The organism is Corynebacterium pseudotuberculosis, from assembly GCF_002155265.1.
Lineage (GTDB): Bacteria > Actinomycetota > Actinomycetes > Mycobacteriales > Mycobacteriaceae > Corynebacterium > Corynebacterium pseudotuberculosis.
The window spans coordinates 2,152,516-2,176,273 of the sequence record NZ_CP021251.1 but is presented as its reverse complement, the minus strand read 5'-3'; the positions used below and the strand labels follow the sequence as shown (position 1 = coordinate 2,176,273).

General features: G+C 52.0%; 25 protein-coding genes. 16 read left to right on the top strand and 9 right to left on the bottom strand.

From position 1 onward, the window contains the following. Nucleotides 1-33: 33 nt before the first annotated feature. Complete coding sequence (locus CpATCC19410_RS10030) at nt 34-855, top strand: DNA-formamidopyrimidine glycosylase family protein (protein WP_014522155.1); 822 nt, start codon at nt 34-36, stop codon at nt 853-855. A 41-nt stretch (nt 856-896) separates the two neighbouring features. After that, a complete protein-coding gene (locus tag CpATCC19410_RS10025) occupies nt 897-1,310 on the top strand; it encodes a YccF domain-containing protein (RefSeq protein WP_013241495.1) in 414 nt (137 codons plus the stop codon). Between the two features lie 76 nt (nt 1,311-1,386). Here CpATCC19410_RS10025 and pgi read toward each other — a convergent pair whose 3' ends face one another. Then, a complete protein-coding gene (gene pgi / locus CpATCC19410_RS10020) occupies nt 1,387-3,030 on the bottom strand; it encodes a glucose-6-phosphate isomerase (RefSeq protein ID WP_014366709.1) in 1,644 nt (547 codons plus the stop codon). 177 nt (nt 3,031-3,207) lie between these two features. Between pgi and CpATCC19410_RS10015 the strand changes: the two genes are divergently transcribed. Beyond that, nucleotides 3,208-4,695, top strand: coding sequence for an NAD-dependent succinate-semialdehyde dehydrogenase (locus tag CpATCC19410_RS10015; RefSeq protein ID WP_013241497.1), 1,488 nt, complete (start codon nt 3,208-3,210; stop codon nt 4,693-4,695). Between the two features lie 49 nt (nt 4,696-4,744). On the opposite strand, the gene CpATCC19410_RS10010 is transcribed toward CpATCC19410_RS10015, so the two are convergent. Then, nucleotides 4,745-5,047, bottom strand: coding sequence for a chorismate mutase (locus tag CpATCC19410_RS10010; RefSeq protein WP_013241498.1), 303 nt, complete (start codon nt 5,045-5,047; stop codon nt 4,745-4,747). Nucleotides 5,048-5,186: 139 nt separating this feature from the next. Between CpATCC19410_RS10010 and pcrA the strand changes: the two genes are divergently transcribed. After that, on the top strand, nt 5,187-7,727 hold the full coding sequence (gene pcrA, locus CpATCC19410_RS10005; RefSeq protein WP_014300563.1) for a DNA helicase PcrA: 2,541 nt from the start codon (nt 5,187-5,189) through the stop codon (nt 7,725-7,727). A gap of 90 nt (nt 7,728-7,817) precedes the next feature. Here the strand turns inward: pcrA and CpATCC19410_RS10000 are convergent, their stop codons facing one another. Next, the gene (locus CpATCC19410_RS10000) at nt 7,818-8,531 is read right to left on the bottom strand and encodes a M23 family metallopeptidase (protein ID WP_013241500.1); all 714 of its coding nucleotides are present in this window, start codon (nt 8,529-8,531) and stop codon (nt 7,818-7,820) included. A gap of 256 nt (nt 8,532-8,787) precedes the next feature. On the opposite strand from CpATCC19410_RS10000, the gene CpATCC19410_RS09995 reads away from it, so the two are divergent. The 8 genes from CpATCC19410_RS09995 to CpATCC19410_RS09960 all read left to right on the top strand — a co-directional run bounded on the left by CpATCC19410_RS09995 (nt 8,788) and on the right by CpATCC19410_RS09960 (nt 17,283). Beyond that, nucleotides 8,788-10,527, top strand: a complete 1,740-nt coding sequence (locus CpATCC19410_RS09995; protein ID WP_014522375.1) for a cell division protein PerM — start codon at nt 8,788-8,790, stop codon at nt 10,525-10,527. A 47-nt stretch (nt 10,528-10,574) separates the two neighbouring features. After that, nucleotides 10,575-11,201, top strand: coding sequence for a phosphoribosylglycinamide formyltransferase (purN, locus tag CpATCC19410_RS09990; RefSeq protein ID WP_013241502.1), 627 nt, complete (start codon nt 10,575-10,577; stop codon nt 11,199-11,201). Next, nucleotides 11,194-12,771: a bifunctional phosphoribosylaminoimidazolecarboxamide formyltransferase/IMP cyclohydrolase gene (gene purH, locus CpATCC19410_RS09985; protein WP_014401067.1), complete on the top strand. Its 1,578-nt coding sequence runs from the start codon at nt 11,194-11,196 to the stop codon at nt 12,769-12,771. The genes purN and purH overlap by 8 nt, the downstream gene beginning before the upstream one ends. Before the next feature lie 261 nt (nt 12,772-13,032). Then, the gene (locus tag CpATCC19410_RS09980) at nt 13,033-13,791 is read left to right on the top strand and encodes an amino acid ABC transporter ATP-binding protein (protein ID WP_014401068.1); all 759 of its coding nucleotides are present in this window, start codon (nt 13,033-13,035) and stop codon (nt 13,789-13,791) included. A 46-nt stretch (nt 13,792-13,837) separates the two neighbouring features. Then, nucleotides 13,838-14,719, top strand: a complete 882-nt coding sequence (locus CpATCC19410_RS09975) for a glutamate ABC transporter substrate-binding protein (RefSeq protein WP_013241505.1) — start codon at nt 13,838-13,840, stop codon at nt 14,717-14,719. A 35-nt stretch (nt 14,720-14,754) separates the two neighbouring features. Continuing rightward, nucleotides 14,755-15,441, top strand: a complete 687-nt coding sequence (locus CpATCC19410_RS09970) for an amino acid ABC transporter permease (RefSeq protein WP_013241506.1) — start codon at nt 14,755-14,757, stop codon at nt 15,439-15,441. After that, entirely contained in the window at nt 15,438-16,376 is a 939-nt protein-coding gene (locus CpATCC19410_RS09965) for an amino acid ABC transporter permease (RefSeq protein WP_014401069.1), read from the top strand. Before CpATCC19410_RS09970 ends, CpATCC19410_RS09965 begins: the two co-directional genes overlap by 4 nt. A 76-nt stretch (nt 16,377-16,452) precedes the next feature. After that, entirely contained in the window at nt 16,453-17,283 is an 831-nt protein-coding gene (locus CpATCC19410_RS09960) for an HpcH/HpaI aldolase/citrate lyase family protein (RefSeq protein WP_014300566.1), read from the top strand. A 42-nt stretch (nt 17,284-17,325) separates the two neighbouring features. Here CpATCC19410_RS09960 and CpATCC19410_RS09955 read toward each other — a convergent pair whose 3' ends face one another. From CpATCC19410_RS09955 to rpmB, 6 genes are all read right to left on the bottom strand, one after another. Continuing rightward, nucleotides 17,326-18,009 (bottom strand): TetR/AcrR family transcriptional regulator, encoded by a 684-nt coding sequence (locus tag CpATCC19410_RS09955; RefSeq protein WP_014300567.1) that lies wholly within the window; start codon nt 18,007-18,009, stop codon nt 17,326-17,328. 173 nt (nt 18,010-18,182) lie between these two features. Next, nucleotides 18,183-19,079, bottom strand: a complete 897-nt coding sequence (locus tag CpATCC19410_RS09950) for a putative nucleotidyltransferase substrate binding domain-containing protein (RefSeq protein ID WP_013241510.1) — start codon at nt 19,077-19,079, stop codon at nt 18,183-18,185. Nucleotides 19,080-19,304: 225 nt separating this feature from the next. Continuing rightward, the gene (gene rpsR, locus CpATCC19410_RS09945) at nt 19,305-19,553 is read right to left on the bottom strand and encodes a 30S ribosomal protein S18 (RefSeq protein WP_013241511.1); all 249 of its coding nucleotides are present in this window, start codon (nt 19,551-19,553) and stop codon (nt 19,305-19,307) included. A gap of 14 nt (nt 19,554-19,567) precedes the next feature. Beyond that, entirely contained in the window at nt 19,568-19,873 is a 306-nt protein-coding gene (gene rpsN / locus CpATCC19410_RS09940; protein ID WP_013241512.1) for a 30S ribosomal protein S14, read from the bottom strand. A 3-nt stretch (nt 19,874-19,876) separates the two neighbouring features. Next, on the bottom strand, nt 19,877-20,041 hold the full coding sequence (rpmG, locus tag CpATCC19410_RS09935; protein WP_003858439.1) for a 50S ribosomal protein L33: 165 nt from the start codon (nt 20,039-20,041) through the stop codon (nt 19,877-19,879). Nucleotides 20,042-20,044: 3 nt separating this feature from the next. After that, a complete protein-coding gene (gene rpmB / locus CpATCC19410_RS09930) occupies nt 20,045-20,281 on the bottom strand; it encodes a 50S ribosomal protein L28 (RefSeq protein WP_013241513.1) in 237 nt (78 codons plus the stop codon). A gap of 538 nt (nt 20,282-20,819) precedes the next feature. On the opposite strand from rpmB, the gene CpATCC19410_RS09925 reads away from it, so the two are divergent. From CpATCC19410_RS09925 to CpATCC19410_RS09910, 4 genes are all read left to right on the top strand, one after another. Beyond that, on the top strand, nt 20,820-21,086 hold the full coding sequence (locus CpATCC19410_RS09925; protein ID WP_013241514.1) for a type B 50S ribosomal protein L31: 267 nt from the start codon (nt 20,820-20,822) through the stop codon (nt 21,084-21,086). 18 nt (nt 21,087-21,104) lie between these two features. Continuing rightward, nucleotides 21,105-21,278: a 50S ribosomal protein L32 gene (rpmF, locus tag CpATCC19410_RS09920; RefSeq protein WP_013241515.1), complete on the top strand. Its 174-nt coding sequence runs from the start codon at nt 21,105-21,107 to the stop codon at nt 21,276-21,278. A 141-nt stretch (nt 21,279-21,419) separates the two neighbouring features. Continuing rightward, complete coding sequence (locus CpATCC19410_RS09915) at nt 21,420-22,112, top strand: response regulator transcription factor (protein ID WP_013241516.1); 693 nt, start codon at nt 21,420-21,422, stop codon at nt 22,110-22,112. Next, nucleotides 22,109-23,653, top strand: coding sequence for a HAMP domain-containing sensor histidine kinase (locus tag CpATCC19410_RS09910; RefSeq protein ID WP_013241517.1), 1,545 nt, complete (start codon nt 22,109-22,111; stop codon nt 23,651-23,653). The genes CpATCC19410_RS09915 and CpATCC19410_RS09910 overlap by 4 nt, the downstream gene beginning before the upstream one ends. The last annotated feature ends 105 nt before the right edge of the window (nt 23,654-23,758 follow it).

Sequence of the window (23,758 nt, the reverse complement as noted above, 5' to 3'; positions counted from 1 at the left end):
CAAGAGCATGTGGATCACGTCTACAATGCTGCTATGCCCGAAGGAGACTCCATTTACCAGCTATCCCATAGGTTGCGTTTTATGGAAGGCCGAAAGGTCCTTGGAACCAGCATTCGAGTGCCGCAGTTGGCCCTTGCCACTTTTACCGGGCGCACTGTGAAACGAGTATGGCCCTATGGGAAGAACCTGTTTATGCAGATAGGGGAGGACATACTGCATACCCATCTGAAAATGGAGGGCGCATGGGCCGTGTATAGGAAAGGCGATCGATGGTCCAAGCCTGCTCACACAGCCCGCGTACAGTTACTGCTGGATGGAACGCCACAGAAGCGCTCTATTGAGGTGGTGGGATTTTCTTTAGGATTTGTCCGTATCTTTCCTGCTTGTGATTACCCTGGCGCTATAGCCCATCTAGGGCCTGACGTGCTGGGACAGTCTTGGGAGAATACCGGTCATAGTGAAGCCCGGCGACGTATACTCTTGGATCCTGACCGCGCCATAGGGTTAGCCATACTTGATCAAAGGAACCTGGCAGGAGTGGGTAACGAGTATCGGGCGGAGATCTGTTTTCTTTGTGGAGTGCACCCTGCAACCCGGGTACGTGACGTCGATGTGGACCGCATACTTCTCATAACACGCCGGCTGATGTGGGCAAATCGCCTTTCCACAGTTCGGGTTACAACAGGAATCAAACGACTAGGCGAAACCACTTATGTGTTCGGGCGTAACCATAAGCCCTGCCGAAGGTGCGGTACTCGAATCCTCCAGAGCACGCTTGTCGACGACCCCTCCTCAGAATTAGAGCGAATTATTTGGTGGTGTCCGCACTGCCAGCCATTTTATTCTGAACCTTAATGCCCAAGCGTCTTGGCTCAGAAGCGATTAAGGTAGGAAGCATGCGGCTTATTCTTAATCTTCTCTGGCTCGTTACTGGTGGAATCTGGTTAGCTCTCAGCTACATTATCTTTGGTGCTCTTGCATGCATTTTTATCGTTACTATCCCCGCAGGGGTTGCGAGTTTCCGGATGGCTGAGTACGCGCTGTGGCCATTTGGTAGAACTGTTGTGCGGTCCACAGGGAGCTCCAGTGTGCTTGCCGGAGTAAGTAACGTGATTTGGTTCCTTGTTGCGGGACTCTGGCTAGCTTTGGGCCACTTGACCACTGCAGCGGGACAAGCACTTACCATCATTGGCATTCCGCTTGCTATCGCAAATATCAAGATGATCCCTGTTACCTGCTTCCCCTTTGGTAAGAGGATCGTTGATAGCGATGCGATTCCTTTTGGCTACGAGCCGATGGTAAAAATGTAATTAATTTACAAGGCCCTATGCACTCTCTTTACTAATAAAGCAGTGCATAGGGCCTTGTTCGCTGTATTAATTGCGATTAACCGCGGTGAGCGCGGTACCAGTTGATCAGCTCGTCGGTAGAAGAATCTCCCGATTGGATGGCGCTAGCGCCGGCCACTGCGGGAGCGAGATCATTGGCCTGTTGTTTGCCAAGTTCCACTCCCCACTGGTCAAAGGAATTGATATCCCAGATCACGCCTTGGACAAAGACGATGTGCTCGTACAGAGCGATAAGCGCACCGAGAACTGCGGGGGTGAGCTCTTCTGCCAAGATCGTTGTTGTCGGGCGATTACCTGGCATGACTTTGTGAGCAACGAGTTCGGACGGAACGCCCTCAGCCGCAATCTCTTCAGCAGTCTTGCCAAAAGCAAGAACCTTGGTTTGGGCAAAGAAGTTGCTCATCAGCAAATCATGCATAGAGCCTTCGCCGGTTGCGGTAGGAAGATCCTGTTTTGGACGCGCAAAACCGATGAAATCGGCAGGGATTAGTTTGGTTCCTTGATGGATAAGTTGGAAGAACGCATGCTGGCCGTTAGTGCCTGGTTCTCCCCAGTAGATCTCTCCAGTTCCAGTAGAAACTGGAGAACCATCGCGGCGGACAGACTTACCATTAGATTCCATCGTGAGCTGTTGCAGATACGCCGGGAACCTGCCAAGGTCCTGAGAGTAGGGGAGCACGGCGTGGGTTTCTGCCCCAAAGAAGTCATTGTAGAAAACTCCGAGTAGCCCCATAAGGACCGGAATGTTCTCGTGGAACTCTGCGGTGCGGAAGTGCTCGTCCATAGCGTGGAAGCCTTCGAGGAAACGCATGAAGTCCATAGGGCCGATCACGGCCATGAGCGATAATCCAATGGCTGAGTCGACGGAGTAACGACCGCCCACCCAGTTCCAGAAACCGAACATATTCTTGGTATCAATACCAAACTCGGCAACCTTTTCCGCATTCGTGGATACCGCAACAAAGTGCTTGGCCACTGCAGATTCATCGCCATTGGCAGCGTCAAGCAGCCAGCGCTTTGCCGCGTGAGCGTTGGCTAGGGTCTCTTGGGTGGTAAAGGTCTTGGATGCGACGATAAACAGAGTGGATTCGGGGTCGCATTCATCAAGAACTGAATGCATATCTGCGGGGTCTACATTGGATACAAACTTTGCGGAAATTCCCGCGGTTGCGTACGTGCGCAGGGCCTTGGTCGCCATGGCAGGTCCCAGGTCCGAGCCACCAATGCCGATATTAACTACCGTCTTGATCGTGTGGTTGCTATACCCGCGCCATGCGCCACTGCGTAGTGCCGTCGCAAGGTCGCGCATACGTCCCAGAACTTCGTGCACGTCGGCTGCTACGTCTTGGCCGTCGACAACTAAATCGGCCTCGACAGGGATCCTCAGCGCGGTATGGAGGACTGCACGATCTTCCGTATTGTTTATATGCTCTCCTGCGAACATGGATTTAATCCGCTCGTGCAAGTGTGCGGCTTTGGCAGTTTTCACAAATGCTTCGACAGTGGTGTCATCGAGGAAGTTCTTGGAAAGATCAACATGTAAACCGGCGGCGTCGAAGCTGAATTTCCGCGCCCGGTCGGCGTCAGAAGCAAAAAGCTCTCGCAGCGACGTAGAAGCCGCTGTTTCATAGCATCGGGAAAGCTCGGTCCACTCTGGGGTAGCAGTGACATCGAAGGACATGGTTTGCTCCGTTCTTTTGGCTTTATACGTGGCCGTAACCGGACGGACAACAATTTGTGTCCGCTCGGAAAGTTACACAACTCAACGGTATCTAAACTACCCCGAACATGCCTGCTGCCTTAGGGCCGCGTTGGTCACATCATGGCGAGAATTTTTTAACAGGCGCATAGTGGAGATATGACTGACGGTTCAAAAGAGAACAAGATTATGCAGACGACGCTCCCCGAGGGCGCACCTACGCAGCTCTTTCTCGGCGGCGAGTTCACCGATGGACATGAGGGAGAAACCTTTGAAGTCCTGAATCCTTCCGATGGCAGCATCCTGGCTCGGGTGGCGTCGGCAAGCAAACATGATGCGGAGGAGGCACTGAATAAGGCCGCGAAAGCGCAGCCATTGTGGGCAGCTACTTCGGCGCGCGAGCGCTCAGACGTTCTTTGGAATGCCTACAAATCTCTTCTGGAGAACTCGGAAAAGTTAGCTGTGATTCAATCACTGGAATTGGGTCGTGCATTGCCTGATTCACGCGCAGAGGTTGCATATGCGGCGGAGTTTTTTCGATGGTTTGCGGAGGAGGCCGTAAGAATACGGGGAGACTATCGGCATAGTCCCACGGGAAACTCACGATTGATTGTTCATCAACAACCGGTGGGAGTGTCTCTGGCCATCACTCCATGGAATTTCCCCTTAGCTATGGGAACCCGCAAGCTGGGACCAGCGTTGGCCGCCGGATGCACAATGATCCTCAAACCCGCATCTAAAACCCCTTTGACCATGCTTTATCTGGCGCGCATTCTCAAAGAATCAGGGCTTCCGGAGGGTGTGGTTTCTGTCTTACCCACAGCGGATTCTTCGGTGATTTCTGATCTGCTGGATGATCCACGGTTACGCAAGCTCACCTTCACAGGCTCGACTGAAGTCGGGCAAAAACTTGCGGCACGCGCTGCTCAACATTCCATGAAAGTATCCTTAGAGCTTGGCGGGAATGCGCCGTATATGGTGATGGAAGATGCGGACATATCTGTTGCAGCTCAGGCCGTTGCCACAGCCAAGATGCGCGGGGCCGGGCAGGTATGTATTGCTGCCAACAGGTTCTTGGTTCATGAATCGATTAAAGACGAGTTTTTAGACCGCGTTATTGACACCATGAAATCCTTTACTCAAGGACCCGCAACACAAGAGGGCGTGGATTTTGCTGCTCTTTCTGGTGCAGATCAGCTAGAAAAGGTTACTGAGCTTGTTAACGACGCCCTCGCTCACGGTGCTACTCGGGTTCTGGGAGAATCGCTGCCGGCAGGACTTCCAGAGGGCGGTTTTTACTATCCGGCGACGGTACTAGACAACGTACCTCTAGACGCTCGTATTGTTCATGAAGAAATATTTGGTCCCGTGGTTGCTATCTCCACCTTCAGGGATGATGAGGAAGCCATAGCGATGGCTAATAACACTCCCTTCGGATTAGCCGCATATGTATTCAGCGAACAGATAACGCATGCCTTGAGCGTCGCTGAGCGCGTTGAGGCCGGCATGGTGGGCGTTAATAAAGGCGGGATTTCAGACCCCTCCGCCCCCTTTGGCGGAATCAAAGAGTCAGGTGTAGGGCGAGAAGGCGGTTTTGAAGGGATCCACGAATTCCTAGAGTCAAAGCTCATTGCTTTGCCTCTTTAACCTTGTAGGTGCTCTGTAGGTGCTCTCGGCGAACACTGTCTTGTTAGCCCTAGCCGAGCCTGCCTCGGCCAAGCCTGAGCAAGATAGCTGCGAGAGCAGGTCCTTCCTCTCCAATCTCCTCACGGAATTGGTTGATGATGGCTACCTCTCTGGTATGCACAAGTCTGGTTCCACCAGAGCCCATGCGGGTTTTTCCTATGGCCCGAGAGATTTCGGTACGGCGCTTAACTGCGGCAAGAATCTCTTTATCCAGGCGGTCGATCTCCTTTCTGTATTGCTGAATTTCCGCATCGGAAAGGGGATCATCGGTTCCCGTAGGGGTTCGTACTTTAAAGTTTTTCTCAGAATTCATGGAGATATTGTGCCATGAATGCGTGTACTGGGGGATAGAAAACTATAGGAAAACAAGAAAAGGTCTTTTCCTCTGCTCTCAATCCTCAGACTAGTCATAGCAGTGGCGATGTCACGGCAACGTTGTAGGTTTGATAGCGATGAATAACTCTGACGATTTTCCAACCCAACAAGGTTTTGACTTTGGCGATTGGGCTACCGCCAAAAAGACGCCAGCTGAACCATCTCCGTTTAGCTCTCATACCTACAGACAAGAAGAGCACAGGACCTGGACTACAGCAAAGGATCAGCAGCCTGCTAGCACGTCTGCACCGGCTGATGACTTGGTCCAGGGGCTTAATCCGCAACAACAGCAAGCAGTAGAACACAGTGGCTCCCCGTTACTTATTGTGGCCGGCGCAGGTTCAGGCAAGACAGCAGTACTTACGCGCCGTATCGCCTACCTCATGCGCATACGAGGCGTGCAGCCAGGACAGATTTTAGCTATCACATTTACCAATAAGGCTGCGGCTGAAATGCGAGAGCGCGTGGCTCATCTCGTGGGGCCGATCGCCAGCAGAATGTGGGTGTCTACCTTCCACTCCACGTGCGTACGCATCTTGCGAGAACAGGCTCAGCTGGTTGCTGGATTAAACAGCAATTTCACCATCTATGACTCAGATGATTCAAAGCGATTACTCGCGATGATCTCTAAAGATATGAACTTAGACATCAAAAAGTTCACGCCGCGCTTATTGGGGGCGGGAATCTCTAACCTCAAAAATGAGTTGATTTCTCCCGCCACGGCAGTCGCAGAAGCCGAAAGTACTAAGAATCCGTATGAGACGACGGTAGCTGCCGTATACGTTGAGTATCAGCGACGCTTAAGACAAGCTAACGCGGTCGATTTTGATGACCTCATCGGAGAGACAGTACGTATATTCAAAGAGCACCCCCAAGTAACCGAATATTACAGGCGCAGATTCCGCCATGTGCTTATCGACGAATACCAGGACACCAACCACGCACAATATGTCCTTATTCATGAACTGGTAGGGACTGGGGAAACCGCTAGTGAATTATGCGTTGTCGGAGATTCAGATCAGTCCATTTATGCCTTCCGGGGCGCAACTATACGCAACATTGAGGAATTTGAGAGGGACTATCCCAACGCCACGACCGTTCTCTTGGAGCAGAACTACCGGTCGACACAAACGATCCTTAACGCGGCTAACTCGGTGATCTCCCAAAACGAGAACCGACGAAAAAAGAAATTGTGGACGGCGCTAGGTAGCGGGGATCCAATCACAGGGTATGTCGCAGATAATGAGCATGATGAGGCCCGTTTTATTGCCCAAGAAATAGATGCGCTCGCAGATAAAGGCATTGATTACAGCGATATGGCCATTATGTATCGCACAAATAACTCATCGCGTGCCGTGGAAGACGTGTTCATGCGTTCTGGTATTCCCTATAAGGTCGTGGGAGGAACCCGATTCTATGAGCGCAAAGAGATCCGGGACGTTATTGCTTATCTACGTTTACTGGATAACCCCGAAGATACGGTTTCTCTCCGTAGGATTATTAACACGCCGCGCCGGGGGATCGGCGATAAAGCCGTAGCGTTTCTCACCCTACATTCAGAGAACCAAGGAGTGAGTCTCCAACAAGCGCTTATCGACGCCTCCGAGGGGCAGGTGAGTCTTCTAGGGGCGCGCGGACGCAACGCGATTTCGGGCTTTGTGAACATGATGTCTGGGCTGAGGGATAGCGCAGCCGAATCCGTCAACGAGATCACCGGTATGCCAGATATTGGCAATGTTATTGCTCAAATACTTGATATCACGGGATATAAGGCAGAGCTGGAAAAGAGTAACGATCCACAAGATGGTGCACGATTAGACAACCTTAACGAGCTTGTCTCGGTTGCCCGAGAGTTTTCCTCAGAGGCGGCCAACCAGGTGGCGTATGCCAAGATGGACGGCAGCGAACTCGATGATTTAGCTGCTGTGGGAGAACCAGAACCGGGTAGTTTGCAGGCTTTTCTGGAGAGGGTCTCCCTTGTCGCTGATGCCGACCAAATCCCTGATAATGAGCAGGGCTTGGTCACTCTTATGACTTTGCATACAGCCAAAGGACTAGAGTTCCCGGTTGTCTTCCTAATGGGGTGGGAAGACGGACAATTTCCTCACCTGCGCGCGCTGGGAGACCCCAAAGAACTTGCGGAGGAACGACGGCTTGCGTATGTGGGAATAACGCGCGCGCGCAAGGCCCTCTATATAACCCGAGCTATGTTGAGGTCCTCCTGGGGAAATCCCGTAACTAACCCGGCATCAAGGTTTCTTACAGAGATTCCTCAAGAGCTTCTTGATTGGCGGCGAGAGGAACCAGAAAGTTCTTTCGATGCGTGGGGGCAGCCTTCCTGGGGCAGAAACACAGGCTTTAGCTCCGCGCGCGGCGATTCGTGGGGATCACCGCGTTATGGTGCCAGCCCGAAACCCAAGAAAACGATGCCAAGCTATGCAAAGAACAGCGATCTTTCTTTGGTAGTCGGAGATCGGGTTAATCATGATAAATATGGCCTTGGTACCGTGACCAAGGTGGACAAAGGCAGTCCGGCGGATTCCGTAACTATTGATTTTGGTTCCTCTGGAACAGTACGGCTTATGCTGATCGGCCCAGTTCCAATGGAAAAGCTTTAGATCTAGAAAACCCCAGCGCTTGGGTGCCAAGGGCTGGGGTTGGGTGTTCTCAGAAAAATAAAACCGGATAGGGGGAGCTATCCGGTTTGTTTATACGCTTATGCCTTTTTCGCTGAGCCAGGGGACTGGATCGACAGCAGCGCCGCCGCCGGGGTGAACTTCAAAATGAAGATGCACGCCAGTGGAGAATCCACGGTTGCCCATACCTGCGATCTGATCGCCGGCTGCGACAGCCTGGCCAGTGACAACGTTAATAGTCTCTACGTGACCGTAAACGGTGACTGTGCCGTCGGTATGACGCACTCGAACCCACTGCCCATAGCCGGAGGCTGGACCTGCATCGATGACCACACCGTCCATGATTGAGTAGATTGGGGTGTGCATTGCATTAGCAATATCGATGCCCGCGTGGAGAGTTCCCCAGCGCATGCCGTAAGGAGACGTGAGCGTTCCCATAGCAGGGGTATGAACGACAATTTTAGGCTTGCGCGCCTCTTTATCTGCAAGCGCGCGCTCTTCGTTGTAGTTGATAGCTTTTGTTAGCTGATCGGAGAGATTTGTGTTTGGCTTGAACTCTTGGATCGCTAGAATTTGAGGCGCGGAATCGCCGAGCTTTGCAGACGTATCTGCGGTGAGCTTGAAATCGGCGGTGTCATTATGGGAGTTGGTGTGAGCTAATGCTGCACCCGTAGCGCCGGCGGTAGAAACAGCACCGGTGGCCAATGCGACGAAAGCAACTCGACCTTTTGCCTGAGAAGTTTGCTTACGATGCTTGCCACTGACAACATGCTGTGTCTGCTGCATGAGGCTTAACTCCCTTTGACTATGTTTCTGAAGTTCATCCCGCTGGATCGTTACTCTGGTAACGCTTTTGTGATCAACTTGTTATGTTCCGAGGGGTAACGATAGCGGTTTATAACGGTACGAGCAAGCTGATTGGCTTATATTAGCGATAAATTATATAAAAGGGGTTGTTGAGGCGCCTCGTCAATTGACTTAAGTAACACTAATTAACAAGAGATGATGAGGAATATTGCGCCGTGCCGAGACCAAAAGTCGGATGTTACGTGGCACAGTTAATGGAATGAGTAAGAAGACAAGTCCTAACGCGGGGCCATCGCGGCGGCCCCGTTCGCGCCCTGTCTCTATAGGTAACAGAGGAGACGAGCGCGGGGGTCAGGTATCGCGTGGAACTCAGCGTAAAGTCCCGGACGGTGCTCCGGAGGCTGTGCCGGAGAGAACGACATTTATTGCGAGGCTTCGCTCGTTACTGCCGACTGTGCTTATTTCCAATGCGATAGTGCTTATTGCGATCATTATTTTTTCTTTGATCGTGCTCATAGCAACTTCTGCTCCTATGGCAGCGATGCCAGCTACGGTAGCCGAGACATGGCTGGCCCTTAATCTAGCTCCGGTGTCTGGGCGAGGAATTTCCTTAGCTTTGCTTCCTATGCTTCCAGCTATCGGAGTGGTAGCGCTGGTCTCTCGACGCGTTTATAAGACTGTTAAAGACCGGATCAGTCTGCATGATCTATTAATTCTTCTGTGTGGCACCTTGGGGGTTCCTGCTCTTATTGCCGTCATGGCTTGTGCCATGTTGTGGGATGCCTCCTCGGTGTTTGATGTGGCTTCTCCCAACGTTTTTGCAGCCGTAGGGGTGGTTGTCCTATTGCACGCCTGTGCATTCATGATTGGTATGGGAACGCGACTCTGGCGGGCACTGGCACGTCGTTACGGAGTGCCCTCATGGGTTGTTGATTCGGTGCTATTGGCAGTGCGTGCTGTGGGTTACCTGCTTTTAGCTGCGTTTATTGTCTTCCTTATTTCGCTGGCCGTGCATTATCGAGCTTTCGCAGAATCGCTTCAGGGGTATTCTTCAGCAGGCGTTGCAGGGGTAATGCTTATTTCCCTGATATATCTGCCTAATGCCGTTGTTGCTTCTTTGGCTGTTATCGTTGGTTCTTCGCTGGAGCTAGGGCAGGGCTCTGTATCTCTCTTTGCAGCGACCCTTGTGCCTACTCCGCCTGTGCCAGTATTTGCTGCTTTGCCAACATCGATGGTTCCCTCCGTCCTGGTAGTTTTGATCCTGCCAGTTGTGGCGGTTTCCCTGGCACTAAGGAAGCGCGTCAGCGATTTCTTGAGCGCAGCAGTAATAACGGTTGCTGCGGGCCTAGGAACTCTACTTCTCTCATTTTTTGCTGGTGGAAGCTTAGGCGTTTACGGCTATGTGGGGCCGCTTATGTGGCTGACCCCGCTGATGGTCATGCTGGTGATTGGCGTAGTGTCTGTGGCGGTAGTGGCCCTGACACGATATAGAGAAGGGCGTAACAGTACAAAGCTTCTCGGCGGGGAGCATTCTGTTGCGGATCCGGCTTTTGTAACTCCTGTGGCAGCTACTAGCATTCCTGGCCAAAAGGATGAAGTCGAGGATGCCGGAGAAGGCGAAGAATCGGACGAAGAACCTGATGGAGAACTTCTAGAGACGGAAAATGATCAGGAGGAAGACTCTCCGGAGGCGGAATCAGATGAGCCTTATGAGATCACTGCGAATGGTCTTGATTCGGCTGAAATCTTGGAGGAGGCCGAGATTCGTGATGCGGCGATAGATCTAAATGAGTCCCAGGAAAACCTGCCTGAGAGCGGGGAGATAACGGCCGGAAATGATCAGGACAATGATCAGGGCGCGGAAAGTGCTGGCCTTCAGGGGCACAACATGCCTGAGGAGGCTGGAGAACCGGAGGATGAGGAAAGCACTGAAACTGAAGATGCGCCGGAAAAAGAAGAAAAAGGGGAAGCCTAAAACTTTGGTGGCTTCTGTGGTGGCTATTTCCAGCTAACATTGTTTCAGTGACTGATGAAATTCATTTAAAAACTGACCATGAGTCAGCTGCTTTGCCGATAGTTGTTATGGCCTCTGGCTCTGGGACGCTATTGCAAGCGATCATTGACCACCAGGGGGCCTATAAGGTCGTAGGGGTCGTGGCAGACGTATCATGCCCTGCGATTACTCGCGCGGAGACCGCGGGGATACCTGCTGAAGTAGTTTCCTATGCTTCCGGGGACGACCGTGAAAAATGGAACAAGGCGCTTGCGGTGGCCGTCGAAAAGCATGCTCCGGCTATTGTCGTTTCTGCCGGGTTCATGCGTATTTTGGGGAAAACTTTTTTGGAGAAATTTCCGGGTCGGATCATTAACACTCATCCAGCGTTGCTGCCGGCTTTTCCAGGCGCCCATGCAGTGCGCGATGCGCTGGCTTATGGTGTGAAAGTAACCGGTTCTACCGTGCATTTTATTGATGAAGGCGTGGATACTGGAAAGATTATTGCTCAGGTCCCCGTATCTATAGAGCCGGGGGAGAGTGAAGCCCACCTGCATGAAAGAATTAAGCATGTGGAGCGTAAACTCATTGTGTCCGTGTTGAACTCCGCCACAACGGAGAAAAAATCAGAAGAGGTTTTCTTCACATATGAGTGATGACCGCAAGCAGATCAAACGTGCTTTGATAAGTGTTTATGATAAGACTGGACTCGAAGAACTCGCCCATGCGCTTAATCAAGCCGGCGTAGAGATCGTGTCTACAGGATCGACCGCGGCCACAATCGCGAAGCAGGGAATCCCCGTCACACCTGTGGAAGCCCTCACCGGTTTTCCTGAGTGCCTAGAGGGACGCGTTAAGACTCTCCACCCTAAAGTTCATGCAGGTATCTTGGCAGATACCCGTAAAGCAGACCATCTCGCCCAGCTCGATGAACTGGGCGTTTCTCTATTTCAATTGGTGGTAGTGAACCTATATCCGTTTACCCAGACGGTAGCTTCTGGCGCTGATTTTGATGCTTGCGTGGAGCAGATCGATATCGGAGGCCCCTCCATGGTGCGAGCAGCGGCCAAAAACCATCCATCTGTTGCCGTTGTCGTCTCCCCTGAGCGTTACACAGCGGTAGCCGAAGCCATTCAGGCTGGTGGCTTTACTCGCGCGGAGCGCACGGAGCTGGCTGTTGACGCATTCCGCCACACGGCTTCATATGACGTTGCGGTTGCCACGTGGATGGGGGAGCAAATTGCGGGCGACGCGGAGGAGTACGCGCCGTGGATTGGTGCTTCTTACGCTCGGACTAGCGTTTTACGATACGGAGAGAATCCTCATCAGTCGGCGGCCCTCTACGTGGACCCGAATGCTCCTGCAGGTCTGGCTCAGGCAGAACAACTGCACGGCAAAGAGATGAGCTACAACAATTACACCGACTCGGATGCTGCATGGCGTGCTGCATGGGATCATGAGCGTCCCTGTGTTGCGATTATCAAGCACGCTAATCCCTGTGGAATTGCAGTATCGGATGCATCTATTGCAGAAGCTCATCGCCTAGCCCATGCTTGTGATCCGGTATCTGCCTTTGGCGGCGTTATTGCTTCCAACCGCGAAGTCTCCGTGGAAATGGCGCAGCAGGTCTCAGAAATCTTCACTGAGGTTATTATTGCCCCTTCATATGAAGAAGGTGCTGTGGAGCTTCTTTCTCAGAAGAAGAACATTCGGATCCTGGTCGCACCAGCACCAGTACGGGACCAGAAAGAACAGCGTCAGATCTCCGGCGGCTTGCTAGTTCAACGTCGGGACCTCGTAGATGCTGAAGGCGATGCCCCAGAAAATTGGACGCTTGTTGCAGGTGAGGCTGCTACTCCTGAGCTACTTGCGGATCTGGAATTTGCGTGGCGTACCGTGCGTGCGGTCAAATCGAACGCTATCCTTTTGGCTCAGGATGGGGCGACCGTTGGCGTGGGCATGGGACAGGTTAACCGTGTCGACGCAGCTAAACTAGCGGTCGAGCGCGCTAATAGCCTAGCCGGGGAACAGCAGCGTGCTAAGGGGGCCGTTGCCGCATCGGATGCTTTCTTCCCCTTCGCGGATGGTTTTGAAGTTCTTGCTCATGCCGGTGTAAAAGCAGTAGTGCAGCCTGGCGGTTCTATCCGCGATGCTGAGGTTATCCAGGCGGCAGAGAAAGCCGGAGTGACAATGTACTTGACGGGTGCTCGCCACTTTGCGCATTAAAAAATAGGGGCTAAGCCGGTCTTGCAGACATCTCTTGGGAGGGGAAGATGTTTTAAGCAAGGCCGGTTTTGTTTTGCCGGAAAGCGGGGGAGGGGCAGTGGCGTGCTCACCTATGCGTGATTAGTATCACCCTTTTTAGGGTGTGAGAAAGTTTGATTCCGCGCGCACAGTCGCAGCACGTGGGGGTTTTGTTCATGCAATTGTGAAACCTGAGAAAATTCCCTCTAGGAAAGTTGATCTAGGTCATTTAGTCTTCTCGCTATGATCCAGAACACAGATGAGTGTGGGTTGATGGTATCCATGCAGAAAGTGAATAAGTACTTTGATCACTTTCATGCTTTGCGAGACATCAATCTTAATGTGCCCAGGGGGCAAGTCGTGGTGGTTCTAGGCCCCTCAGGCTCTGGAAAATCAACGCTTTGTCGCACCATTAACCGGCTCGAAACTATCGATAGCGGAGAAATTTTTATCGATGGGCATAAACTGCCGGAAGAAGGAAAAGAACTCGCAAGGTTGCGCTCCGAAGTCGGAATGGTGTTTCAGCAATTCAACCTTTTCCCGCATAAGACGATCCGCGAGAATATCACGCTCGGTCCCGTCAACGTGAAAAAACTGGGCAAAAAAGAGGCAAGTTTGCTGGCAATGCAGCTGCTGGAGCGCGTGGGGATTGCCAGCCAAGCCGATAAATTTCCAGCTCAGCTTTCTGGCGGACAACAGCAACGCGTCGCCATAGCGAGAGCGCTTGCTATGAAACCAAAAGTAATGCTTTTCGACGAACCCACCTCAGCGTTAGATCCAGAAATGGTTAATGAGGTTCTTGATGTTATGGCGGATCTAGCTCGCGAAGGCATGACGATGATCTGTGTTACCCACGAGATGGGGTTTGCCCGGAAAGCTGCAGATCGAGTGCTTTTTATGGCAGATGGTCTCATCGTGGAGGATTCGGTTCCGGAGTCCTTCTTTACTTCTCCGCAATCGGATCGAGCAAAAGATTTCCTAGGAAAGATCCTTTCCCATTAAGCCTCTTGAGGCCTTATTCCCTCTTCTATTTTTAAGGAAAGAAACAATGATACGCACGAGTACCCGCTTTCTTGGAGCCTCAGCTATAGCCCTGCTGTCAGCTACCACTCTCGCCGCATGCGGCGGTAACAATAACGATGGTGCCGGGCTCCTCGGCCATATTGAATCTGGCCAAGTCACTCTGGGAACTAAGTTTGACCAGCCCGGCCTGGGGATGAAAGAAGCAAGTGGGGGAATGTCTGGTCTTGACGTTGATATCGCACAGTACGTGGTCAATCACATCGCGGATACCAAAGGATGGAAGCACCCAGACGTGGAATGGCGCGAGACTCCCTCTGCGCAACGTGAAAGTCTCATTCAAAACGGAGAAGTTGACCTTATTGCAGCCACATACTCTATCAATAAGAGCCGCGCTGAAACAGTGAACTTTGGCGGTCCCTATCTGCTCACGCATCAGGCGCTATTGACACGAAAAGATGATGCTGGGATTAAAGAAGTAAAAGACCTAGAACATGGCAAGATTCTATGTTCGGTCTCTGGCTCCACACCTGCTCAAAAAGTGAAGGAATCTCTACCTGGTGTGCAGCTTCAAGAATATGACACCTACTCTTCCTGCGTTGAGGCCTTACGCCAAGGAAATGTGGATGCGTTGACCACTGACGCAACCATCCTTAACGGATATGCCCAGCAAAACGAAGGCTCCTTCAAGGTCGTAGAGATGTTTAAGGAGGATCAAACCCCCTATACGGATGAATACTATGGTATTGGGCTGAAAAAAGACGATGCAGAAGCTACCAAAGCCGTAAATGAGGCTCTGAACCAACTTAATTCGTCTGGTGAATTTGAAAAGCTAGTCAAGAAGAACCTTGGAGATGCCGCAGCTGGCGTGGCAACCGCTAAGCCTGGTGACCTCACGTTTATCAAATAATGATTTCTTTTCCTTAACCAGGAAGGCATAATCTCATGGACGCCATGTGGTCTCAACTAGGGCCTGCTATCCTTCCCGCATTTTGGGCAACCATTAAGCTCACAGCGTTGGCAGCTATGGGCGCGATGGCGTGTGGGACTCTGCTCACCGCCATGCGGGTGTCACCTGTGCGCATTCTTCGCACGCTAGCAGCACTGTACGTAAATACAGTGCGCAATATTCCTCTGACGTTGGTAGTTCTCTTTTACTCTTTCGGACTCTACCAAACGCTCGGATTATCGTTAGCCAGTAGAGAAAGCGCAACCTTTTTGGCTGATAATAACTTCCGTTTGGCCACTTTGGGCTTCATTCTTTACACCTCTGCGTTTGTCTCTGAGTGCTTGCGTTCAGGAATAAACACTGTTGATTTTGGACAAGCAGAAGCCGCTCGGTCCCTAGGACTAAGTTTTTCCCAGACCTTTAATAAGATTATTTTCCCTCAGGCCATTCGAGCGGCCATTGTTCCGTTGGGAAACACCTTGATCGCGTTAACCAAAAACACCACGATTGCTTCGGTCATCGGTGTAGGGGAGGCGTCACTGCTGATGAAGGAGGTCATTGAAAACCACGCAAGTCAGCTCTTTGTGATCTTTGGTTGTTTTGCTTTAGGTTTTATGGCCCTTACCTTGCCCATGAGGTACTTCCTTGGTGCATTATCTACCCGTATGGCGGTGAAAAAATGAGTGTGCGTGCGACAGTGCTTTATGACGCCCCCGGGCCCAACGCTTTACGTAGAAACGCACTATATACGGTTCTTACTGTCATAGTAGCTATTGCTCTTATCGGCTGGGTGTTGGTTGCCCTGCACTCTAAAGGACAGCTCGATGCTGTGAAGTGGGCTCCTTTTATAGACCCAAGGACATGGAATACTTATTTGCTTCCTGGCCTTGTTGGGACGCTTAAATCGGCGTTTTCCTCTGTGATTCTTGCAATCATTTTAGGGGTGCTACTCGGACTGGGGAGGCTCTCCAGACGCCGATCGCTCCGCTGGATATGCGCGGCGATAACAGAATTTTTCCGGGCAGTTCCGGTGCTACTGCTGATTATTTTTAGCTATCAAGCACTTGCAATGTACAAAGTAGTGCCGCCGCGGGAGCTGGCATTCACCGCAGTGGTGTTTAGTTTGACCATGTATAACGGGGCCGTTATTGCCGAAATTCTGCGTGCCGGAATCCGCGCCCTTCCTAGGGGTCAAACAGAGGCTGCGCAAGCGCTAGGGCTGGGGCACTGGCAAACGATGCAGAAGATCCTTTTGCCTCAGGCGGTAGCTGCGATGCTTCCAGCGCTTATCGCTCAGGCTGTTATTGCGCTTAAAGACTCCGCGTTGGGTTATCAGATTGGTTATGTGGAGATTGTTCGCCAAGGAATCCAGTCATCGGCGACCAATAGGAATTATTTGCCGTCGTTGATAGTTGTCGCGATTCTCATGATTCTTATTAATTATTCCCTGACAGTGCTAGCGGAACGCGTTGAGCGCCAGCTCCGCGCAGGCAGAGCCCGCCGCAATATATTGGCCAAAGTTCCGGAACATCCGCACCAGGGGCTCACTACTAAAGACAATGCTTATGCCGATTGGCATGACCCAGGGCATCAGGAGATCAAAAATCCAGCTGAATAAGATTTAAAAGATTGTGCTGCATGTCAATGAGCATTTGCTCGGCAAACATGTATTCAAAGCGGTAGCCTCAGTTATTATGCATACTGATTCTCTCGAACTTGCTGGTCCTGCGATTCTCTTTGCTCCAGCTGATCGTGCCGAAATCATCCCAAAGGCCGCAGAACGTGCTGATTTAGTGATCCTGGACCTAGAAGACGGTGCTGGAGACGTTAACCGGGAATCTGCATACCAAAATATTAAAAATGCACATCTTGATCCAGCAACCACCTTTGTTCGGGTGGTGGGTCCTTCCGATGAGCATTATCATCAGGACATCGCTTTTGTAAGGGAAACGGAATACCGTAACGTTATCGTTCCTAAGGTCGGGACCCGGTTGCCTAAGAACCTAGATGGCTTTAACGTGGTCCCTATCATTGAGACTCCCGCGGCATTAATCAATATTCAGCACTTTGCTGAGCATCCGCTTGTAGTCGGGCTATATTGGGGTGCCGACGACTTAACAATAGGGCTTGGGGGCGCGTACTCGCGGCAGCGTAATGACGAACCCACTCCCGGGCGTTACAGAGAGACCATGGCGTATGCGCGTTCACAGACATTGATTCATGCTGCAGCAGCAGGAAAATGGGCGATGGACGCCGTCTATCAGGATTTCTCTGATCAAGACGGGCTTTACCTAGAGGCTTTAGACTCGGCGCGGATGGGGTTCGCGCTTTACCCTTGCATTCACCCTCGACAAGTGGAAGTGGTAAGACGAGCCTTTTATCCGGGGGAAGAACAAATTACATGGGCGCGGCGGATCGCTGAGGAATCCCAGCGACATTCTGGAGCATTTAAGCTTGATGGAGAAATGGTGGATACGCCTCTCATCACCTTGGCTTTTAACCTGCTTAATCGCATAAAAGAATAAAAGGCGCTAGAGGGATTAACCACTGGCGCCTGGGAAAGAAAATTAAGCTTCAGAATGCTTCTTGTCTACGGCGGCTAGGAGCTCCATCGTACGTTCTACCCGGTCTACGGGGAGCTCGGCGCCTACGACGGCGAGGGCGGCGTCGGCAAGCATAATAGCCAAAGACGGCAGGCTATCGTTCTTAAGCGGTTCTGGGACAATGCCATTGTTTGGCCGCATCTCAATGACAGACACTGCGATATGGAAGGGGAGATCAACCCGAGGGTCATCGGAGCCAGCGATTTCTGCGGCGATATCGTGGAATATTTGCCGCAGTTGGGTACGCTGCGCGTGGTATTCAGAGAATTCGGGTGATGCCGCAACAGGGAGCTGGTAAAGCCTGCCCACATTCCACCGAGTGGATAACAGCAGGCGGCATTCGGCGGCAGTAAGGGCCCACAAACGTAGTGGTGCGGGGACCTCGGCCTCACCTAAATCGGCAGCTAATACAGTGGAAGGCTCAACTGTGGAGTTAAGCAGAGTGAGAAATATTTCAGTTTTAGAAGGAAAGTGGTAGTACAAAGAGGCTTGTCGGATACCGACTGCGTCTGCAATTTGGTGAGTGGAGGTCGTAGCAAATCCTTGGACAGTAAAAAGCTCCGACGAGGCATCCAAAATCTCTTCGCGTGCCGTGCTGCCACGGCGACGCGGGCTATTTTTCCGAGGGCGTCCAACAGCTCCTGCCATGTGATTGCGCACTCTCCTTCCTTTTCCCTGGGTGCTGTGTCTCTGTGGCACAGGACCAACAGGTTAGTTTATACACTAAGCCGAAAAGAAACCTAGCGGGATAACTAATTATGGCTAGTTTATTTTTGGCAGGGGATGCTCGCAGAGCGTTAATGCCTTTCTAGCAGGAAAAACTAAACTAGTTGCACATCATATTCGGCAGCGAGCACGCGGGCTACATCTGACACCATTCGAGACGAAGCCCCAAAAATACTGCGCTGAATCGCAGGGAGGGTATCTACAGTTGTTTTGTGGGAATGAACGCGGTCCGTCCACCGCTTGAACTGGAGATCAAGACCGCTCTCCCACGCTTGGCGGAGGAAATCCGCCTGAGTTTGTGACAGGAGGCCGGCTTCTACGCCAGCGTTAATTCGACGGCGCGTGGAGACCTCCGTGGAACCAGCTGCAACACTAGCCCAACGCGCGATGGCAATGATCGGGTATAAGAGGTCTTGACGTACATCAACAGGAACGTCCTTGTCGGGAAGCCCCTCATGAAGGCGTAACGCTGGTGGACGCTGATTGATGGCGTCGATAAGCAAAAGCCTGTGATCTGCGTGAGTAATGACTTCCTGTAAGCACCAAGAACCCGCGTCTGCAAAGATAGCAAGTTCCGGTCCGTCTGCGTTGGCAATCATTCCGCACCATTCGCTCTTGGAACGAGGTTGGTGCCCAAAGCGGGTTTGCTCGGTGATCAGGCCGACATTGGTGAGTAGGGAATCAAGTTCTGCCGTAGTCACTTCATCAGAGCCAACAGTGAGCCACTTGATGGGGGAAGCGGGTAACGCATCGCCACGGCCGATAGCGCCAGTGAGAACAATCTGGGCGCCCCCGGTGATCTCTGCTATCCCTTCGCTGTGCAGTACATCAGAGACGAGTCGAGAGAACCACTCGATAAGCGCTTGGGGGCGTTCACCGTGCGCGATTGCATTACGCACCAGATCTTGGCCTTCAGTTAAGAGGCCTCGTGCTGTAGGTGCGTCAGCGCATTGTGGCGCTAGCTCGGAAAGCTCGGTTAAGGACTCGTGCATTAAGGGGCCTCCCAACGTGTAAGGACTACACAACTAAAATACCAGTCGCAAACTTTTCAACGTTCTAGGGCAAGGCTTTCTTGCAACACAAACGGCCTTTTCCGTGCTCAACGCCGATATCTGATATACGGCAAAGCGCCCACCCGAATAAACGGATGGGCGCTTAGGCTGTCATCGCACTAGGGGAGAAAACCCCAGAGCGTGTTGTTTGTTCTCCCAGTCGATTTAGCGGCTGGTGAACGGCAGGAGAGCCATCTCGCGAGCGTTCTTAACCGCAGTTGCAACCTGACGCTGCTGCTGCGGAGTAAGTCCGGTCACACGACGTGAGCGGATCTTGTGGCGATCGGAGATGAACTGGCGAAGGGTGTTGATATCCTTGTAGTCCACCTTCTCGATGCCTGCGGCCTTGAGAGGGTTCTTCTTGGGGCGGCGGGACTGCTCCATCCGCGCCTTCTTCATGTTATTGTGCTTCATTGAAAACTCCCTGATTACCAGCTGGACTTACGGACGCCCGGAAGCTCACCACGGTGAGCCATCTCGCGCATACGGACACGGGATACACCGAACTTACGCAGAAAGCCGCGGGGGCGTCCATCGCGTGAGTCGCGGTTGCGGACACGTGCTGGAGAAGCATCGCGAGGCTGACGGTTCAGCTCGAACTGTGCGTCCATACGGTCCTCATCAGAGGTATTCGGGTTCTTGATGATTGCCTTGAGCTCGTTACGGCGCTCCGCGTAGCGGGCGACGATTTCCTTGCGCTGCTCGTTCTTGGCGATCTTGGACTTCTTAGCCATAGATTATCGCTCCTCGCGGAATTCGACGTGCTTGCGGACCACCGGATCGTACTTCATCAAAGAGATGCGATCGGGGTTGTTTCGCTTGTTCTTACGGGTGACATAGGTGTAACCGGTGCCAGCCGTAGACTTCAGCTTGATGATCGGACGGATATCGTTACGTGCCATCTTTTAGATCTTCTCCCCACGTGCGCGAATCTTTGCAACCACGGACTCAATGCCATCGCGGTCGATGACCTTAAGGCCCTTGGTGGAAACATTCAGGGTGATGGTACGGCCCTCAGAGGGCAGGTAGAACTTACGACGCTGCACGTTGGGGTTCCAACGGCGAGACGTGCGTCGGTGCGAGTGCGAGACCGACTTGCCGTAACCCGGCTTGCGTCCCGTAACCTGGCAAATAGCCGACATAGGTTTCTTTCTCCTAGCCGCCCACGTTCAACCTGCAGCTGCGCCGCTCCATAAAGATATGGGGCGCTGCCAGTGCTGACGGGGCGATAAACGAACAATTTCGACAACAGCAAGAGACAACCATACCGGTCCGGGGCTGAATTACCTAATTCTCTGTGGTGTAAGCAATGTGGGTCACATTTTCTCTATAACTCTCATTGTCGGTGTGTGTTTATAGATACTGCTATATAGCTATTCTTTATATGGCCATTGTTGCTATGCGCCTATTTAATGGCATTAGATCTGGGTTGTGCTGGAAACCCTGCCGGAATGGTCTACGGAATGGCCAATATTGGAAAATTTCCTATTTTTGGGGGTGCATAGTAGAGTGTTTCAAGTTGTCCTACTCCCTTGTGGAGATGGTCGATATCGCGAACCCAACTCAGGCACGATCTCTGCCAAGGTAAGTTGTCGTTGTTATTAAGTGATAATGACGCTTTTGGCCTGTGAAGATGCGGAGAACCGACCTGAAGTTTCAATCCTGAGGGAATCGAGAGCTATGAAGAAAGACATTCATCCTGACTACCACCCGGTAGTTTTTCAAGATGCAGGTACTGGTCACCAGTTCCTGACTCGTTCGACCGCTTCTAGCGACCGTACGGTTGCATGGGAAGACGGCAACGAGTACCCGCTGATCGTCGTGGACGTCACCAGCGAGTCTCACCCATTCTGGACCGGTGCACAGCGCGTTATGGATACGGCTGGCCGCGTCGAGAAGTTCCAGCGTCGTTTCGGTGGCATGGCCCGCCGTAAGAAGAAGGCTTAAGAGGAGGGTTAGAGAAAAATGGCAGTACCAAAGCGTCGTATGTCCCGCGCAAATACGCACTCTCGTCGTTCCCAGTGGAAAGCTGATAACGTTGCTCTTCAGGAAGTGAAGATCGACGGCCAGACCGTGCGTATCCCGCGCCGTCTGGTAAAAGCAGCTCAGCTTGGTCTCGTTGAGGTTGAGCAGTTCTAGTAGAGCTGTTGGTCACTCTTTGACCGCTTAGGGCCGACTCCAAGTTCCGGAAGTCGGCTCTTTTTGTATATATAAAGATTCACAGGTGGTTCTGGGTGAGGCTTAAGCATCATCCTAAGACGGAAAGGCACAATAGGACATATGAAAATTGTTGTGGTGGATGACGAACAAGCGGTTCGTGAATCCCTGCGTCGGTCGTTGTCCTTCAACGGATACGACGTATTCCTCGCTGAAGATGGTGTTCAAGCTCTTGAAGTAATCGAGAAAGAGCAACCGGAACTTGTCATTCTTGATGTCATGATGCCTCGGATGGACGGCCTTGAGGTCTGCCGCACTCTGCGCAGTGCTGGAGACGACCGTCCTATCTTAGTCCTCACTGCCCGTGACGGGGTCTCTGATCGTGTAGCTGGTCTGGATGCCGGAGCAGATGATTATCTTCCTAAGCCTTTCGCTTTGGAGGAATTGCTTGCTCGGGTTCGGTCTTTGCTACGCCGTGCAGCTGCTGACGCAGTCGGTGGACCCAGCCAGGGAGAGCTCACCTTTGATGATCTTAAGCTGAACCCAGACACCCGCGATGTAACCCGTGGGGGACGGCATATTAGCTTAACCCGTACAGAGTTTGCGCTGCTACAGCTGCTGATGGCTAATGCACGTCGAGTTCTCAGCCGCTCAACAATTCTTGAGGAAGTCTGGGGTTACGATTTCCCAACTTCAGGTAATGCTCTTGAGGTGTATATCGGTTACCTGCGTCGCAAGACTGAATCTGAGGGCGAGCCCCGCCTGATTCACACTGTACGCGGCGTTGGTTATGTTTTGAGGGACACTGCACCGTGATCCTTCGACGCCCCGAATTTAGCTTGGGGTCAGATTCCTCAAGCATTCTGGGCGTAGATGACCGTCCTAAGACTGTCACCGGAAGTGATACTCCGCTAAAGTGGCGGATTACTTTGCTCACAGCTTCAATGGTGGCGATTGCCGTTGGAATGATGATGATCGCTGCCTACTGGAGCGTGTCTGCGGCATTGCGTGGATCAGTAGATAACTCCTTGGACGCTAAAGCATCTGCGATGTTGGAGCGTTCTACTGATCCTGCCTTCTTCAATTCCCTGGAATCTGAAGTCGAGCGTTTTAAGAATTACAATCCGGATACTCGCATTTCTATCTCCGCTCCAGGATGGACTCATGCAGTAGGCGATAAGCTTCCAGTCCTTTCTGAAAAGGCTCAGACTGAAGGCTATCGGGTGAGCACAGTGAGCGGGGAGCGCGTGTTAGTAAAGCGCTCTAATATCGGTGCAACGGTAATGCTGGCGCGAGATATGACGCAGACTAACCGGATGATTACTACTTTAGGTATTGCTCTTCTCGTAGTGGCAGGTCTTGGTGTGCTTCTTGCCTTTGGTACAGGAGTAGTGGTGTCTTCGACTGTGTTTCGTCCGATTTCTCGTTTACGCAATGCAGTCCGATACATTACGGAAACGGATGATCTACGTCCTATTGAGGTCTCGGGTAACGATGAGATCGCGCAGTTGGCTAATAATTTCAACGAGATGTTGGAGGCCTTGCGCAAGTCGAGGCAACGGCAAACTGAATTGGTTGCAGATGCCGGACATGAACTAAAGACCCCTCTTACTTCTATGCGCACCAACATTGAATTGCTGATGATGATGCAGAATTCGGATAGCCACCGGGTTTCCTTAGAAGATAAGCGGGCACTTCAGGGAGATGTGATTGCTCAGATGGAAGAGCTCTCTACTCTCATCGGGGATCTGGTAGATCTGGCACGCCAGGACACACCAGAAAAAGCCCTGGAAGAAGTGGATTTGGTTGATGTTATCGATGCCTCATTGGCGCGAGTCCGTCGTCGTCGCTCGGATGTTGAGTTTGAGATGTCTACGATTCCTTGGTACCTCGATGGCGATAGCTTTGCTTTAGGGCGAGCTATTCTTAATCTCTTGGATAACGCTGCTAAATGGTCTCCTAAAGGCGGCACCGTTCGCCTGAATATGGAACAGCATGACGCTCATACTGTGTGCATCATGGTTGCCGATTCCGGTCCGGGAATTCCCGTTGAAGACCGTGAGAAGGTCTTTGATCGTTTTTATCGTTCAGTGCAGGCTCGATCAACTCCGGGCTCGGGGCTTGGTCTAGCAATTGTTCAATCGACGATTGAACGCCACGGTGGGTCTATCGTTGCTGGGGAATCTGAAGACGGTGGAGCATTGATGACTGTTCTTCTCCCTGGATTCCCTGACGATGATGAGCTTTCCGAATACCGGAAACAGTTGATTCAACGCTCGGGAAAAATGCCTTCGACGCTGGAAGAAATGCGCCGGTTACGGCATGCAAAACATCCAGAACGTCGAGGAAAGAGTTAACTAAACCGGATAGATTTCCCCGTAAATAGAATCTGCTCACACAGGGCTTGGCCGAGAACGTCAAGCCCTGTTGGCGTATTTTGTCGCGACTATTCTGAGGAATGG

Excerpts from the sequence above, each read along its gene's own strand:
- CpATCC19410_RS10030 (WP_014522155.1), top strand. The coding sequence starts at position 34 with ATGCCCGAAGGAGACTCCATTTACCAGCTATCCCATAGGTTGCGTTTT.
- rpmG (WP_003858439.1), bottom strand. The coding sequence starts at position 20,041 with ATGGCACGTAACGATATCCGTCCGATCATCAAGCTGAAGTCTACGGCT.
- CpATCC19410_RS09975 (WP_013241505.1), top strand. The coding sequence starts at position 13,838 with ATGATACGCACGAGTACCCGCTTTCTTGGAGCCTCAGCTATAGCCCTG.
- pcrA (WP_014300563.1), top strand. The coding sequence starts at position 5,187 with ATGAATAACTCTGACGATTTTCCAACCCAACAAGGTTTTGACTTTGGC.
- CpATCC19410_RS09960 (WP_014300566.1), top strand. The coding sequence starts at position 16,453 with ATGCATACTGATTCTCTCGAACTTGCTGGTCCTGCGATTCTCTTTGCT.
- CpATCC19410_RS10015 (WP_013241497.1), top strand. The coding sequence starts at position 3,208 with ATGACTGACGGTTCAAAAGAGAACAAGATTATGCAGACGACGCTCCCC.
- CpATCC19410_RS09915 (WP_013241516.1), top strand. The coding sequence starts at position 21,420 with ATGAAAATTGTTGTGGTGGATGACGAACAAGCGGTTCGTGAATCCCTG.
- CpATCC19410_RS09950 (WP_013241510.1), bottom strand. The coding sequence starts at position 19,079 with ATGCACGAGTCCTTAACCGAGCTTTCCGAGCTAGCGCCACAATGCGCT.
- CpATCC19410_RS09980 (WP_014401068.1), top strand. The coding sequence starts at position 13,033 with ATGATCCAGAACACAGATGAGTGTGGGTTGATGGTATCCATGCAGAAA.
- CpATCC19410_RS09955 (WP_014300567.1), bottom strand. The coding sequence starts at position 18,009 with ATGGCAGGAGCTGTTGGACGCCCTCGGAAAAATAGCCCGCGTCGCCGT.
- CpATCC19410_RS10010 (WP_013241498.1), bottom strand. The coding sequence starts at position 5,047 with ATGAATTCTGAGAAAAACTTTAAAGTACGAACCCCTACGGGAACCGAT.
- rpmF (WP_013241515.1), top strand. The coding sequence starts at position 21,105 with ATGGCAGTACCAAAGCGTCGTATGTCCCGCGCAAATACGCACTCTCGT.
- CpATCC19410_RS09970 (WP_013241506.1), top strand. The coding sequence starts at position 14,755 with ATGGACGCCATGTGGTCTCAACTAGGGCCTGCTATCCTTCCCGCATTT.
- rpmB (WP_013241513.1), bottom strand. The coding sequence starts at position 20,281 with ATGTCGGCTATTTGCCAGGTTACGGGACGCAAGCCGGGTTACGGCAAG.
- CpATCC19410_RS09965 (WP_014401069.1), top strand. The coding sequence starts at position 15,438 with ATGAGTGTGCGTGCGACAGTGCTTTATGACGCCCCCGGGCCCAACGCT.
- CpATCC19410_RS09925 (WP_013241514.1), top strand. The coding sequence starts at position 20,820 with ATGAAGAAAGACATTCATCCTGACTACCACCCGGTAGTTTTTCAAGAT.
- rpsN (WP_013241512.1), bottom strand. The coding sequence starts at position 19,873 with ATGGCTAAGAAGTCCAAGATCGCCAAGAACGAGCAGCGCAAGGAAATC.
- CpATCC19410_RS10025 (WP_013241495.1), top strand. The coding sequence starts at position 897 with ATGCGGCTTATTCTTAATCTTCTCTGGCTCGTTACTGGTGGAATCTGG.
- CpATCC19410_RS09995 (WP_014522375.1), top strand. The coding sequence starts at position 8,788 with ATGTTACGTGGCACAGTTAATGGAATGAGTAAGAAGACAAGTCCTAAC.
- rpsR (WP_013241511.1), bottom strand. The coding sequence starts at position 19,553 with ATGAAGCACAATAACATGAAGAAGGCGCGGATGGAGCAGTCCCGCCGC.
- CpATCC19410_RS10000 (WP_013241500.1), bottom strand. The coding sequence starts at position 8,531 with ATGCAGCAGACACAGCATGTTGTCAGTGGCAAGCATCGTAAGCAAACT.
- pgi (WP_014366709.1), bottom strand. The coding sequence starts at position 3,030 with ATGTCCTTCGATGTCACTGCTACCCCAGAGTGGACCGAGCTTTCCCGA.
- purH (WP_014401067.1), top strand. The coding sequence starts at position 11,194 with ATGAGTGATGACCGCAAGCAGATCAAACGTGCTTTGATAAGTGTTTAT.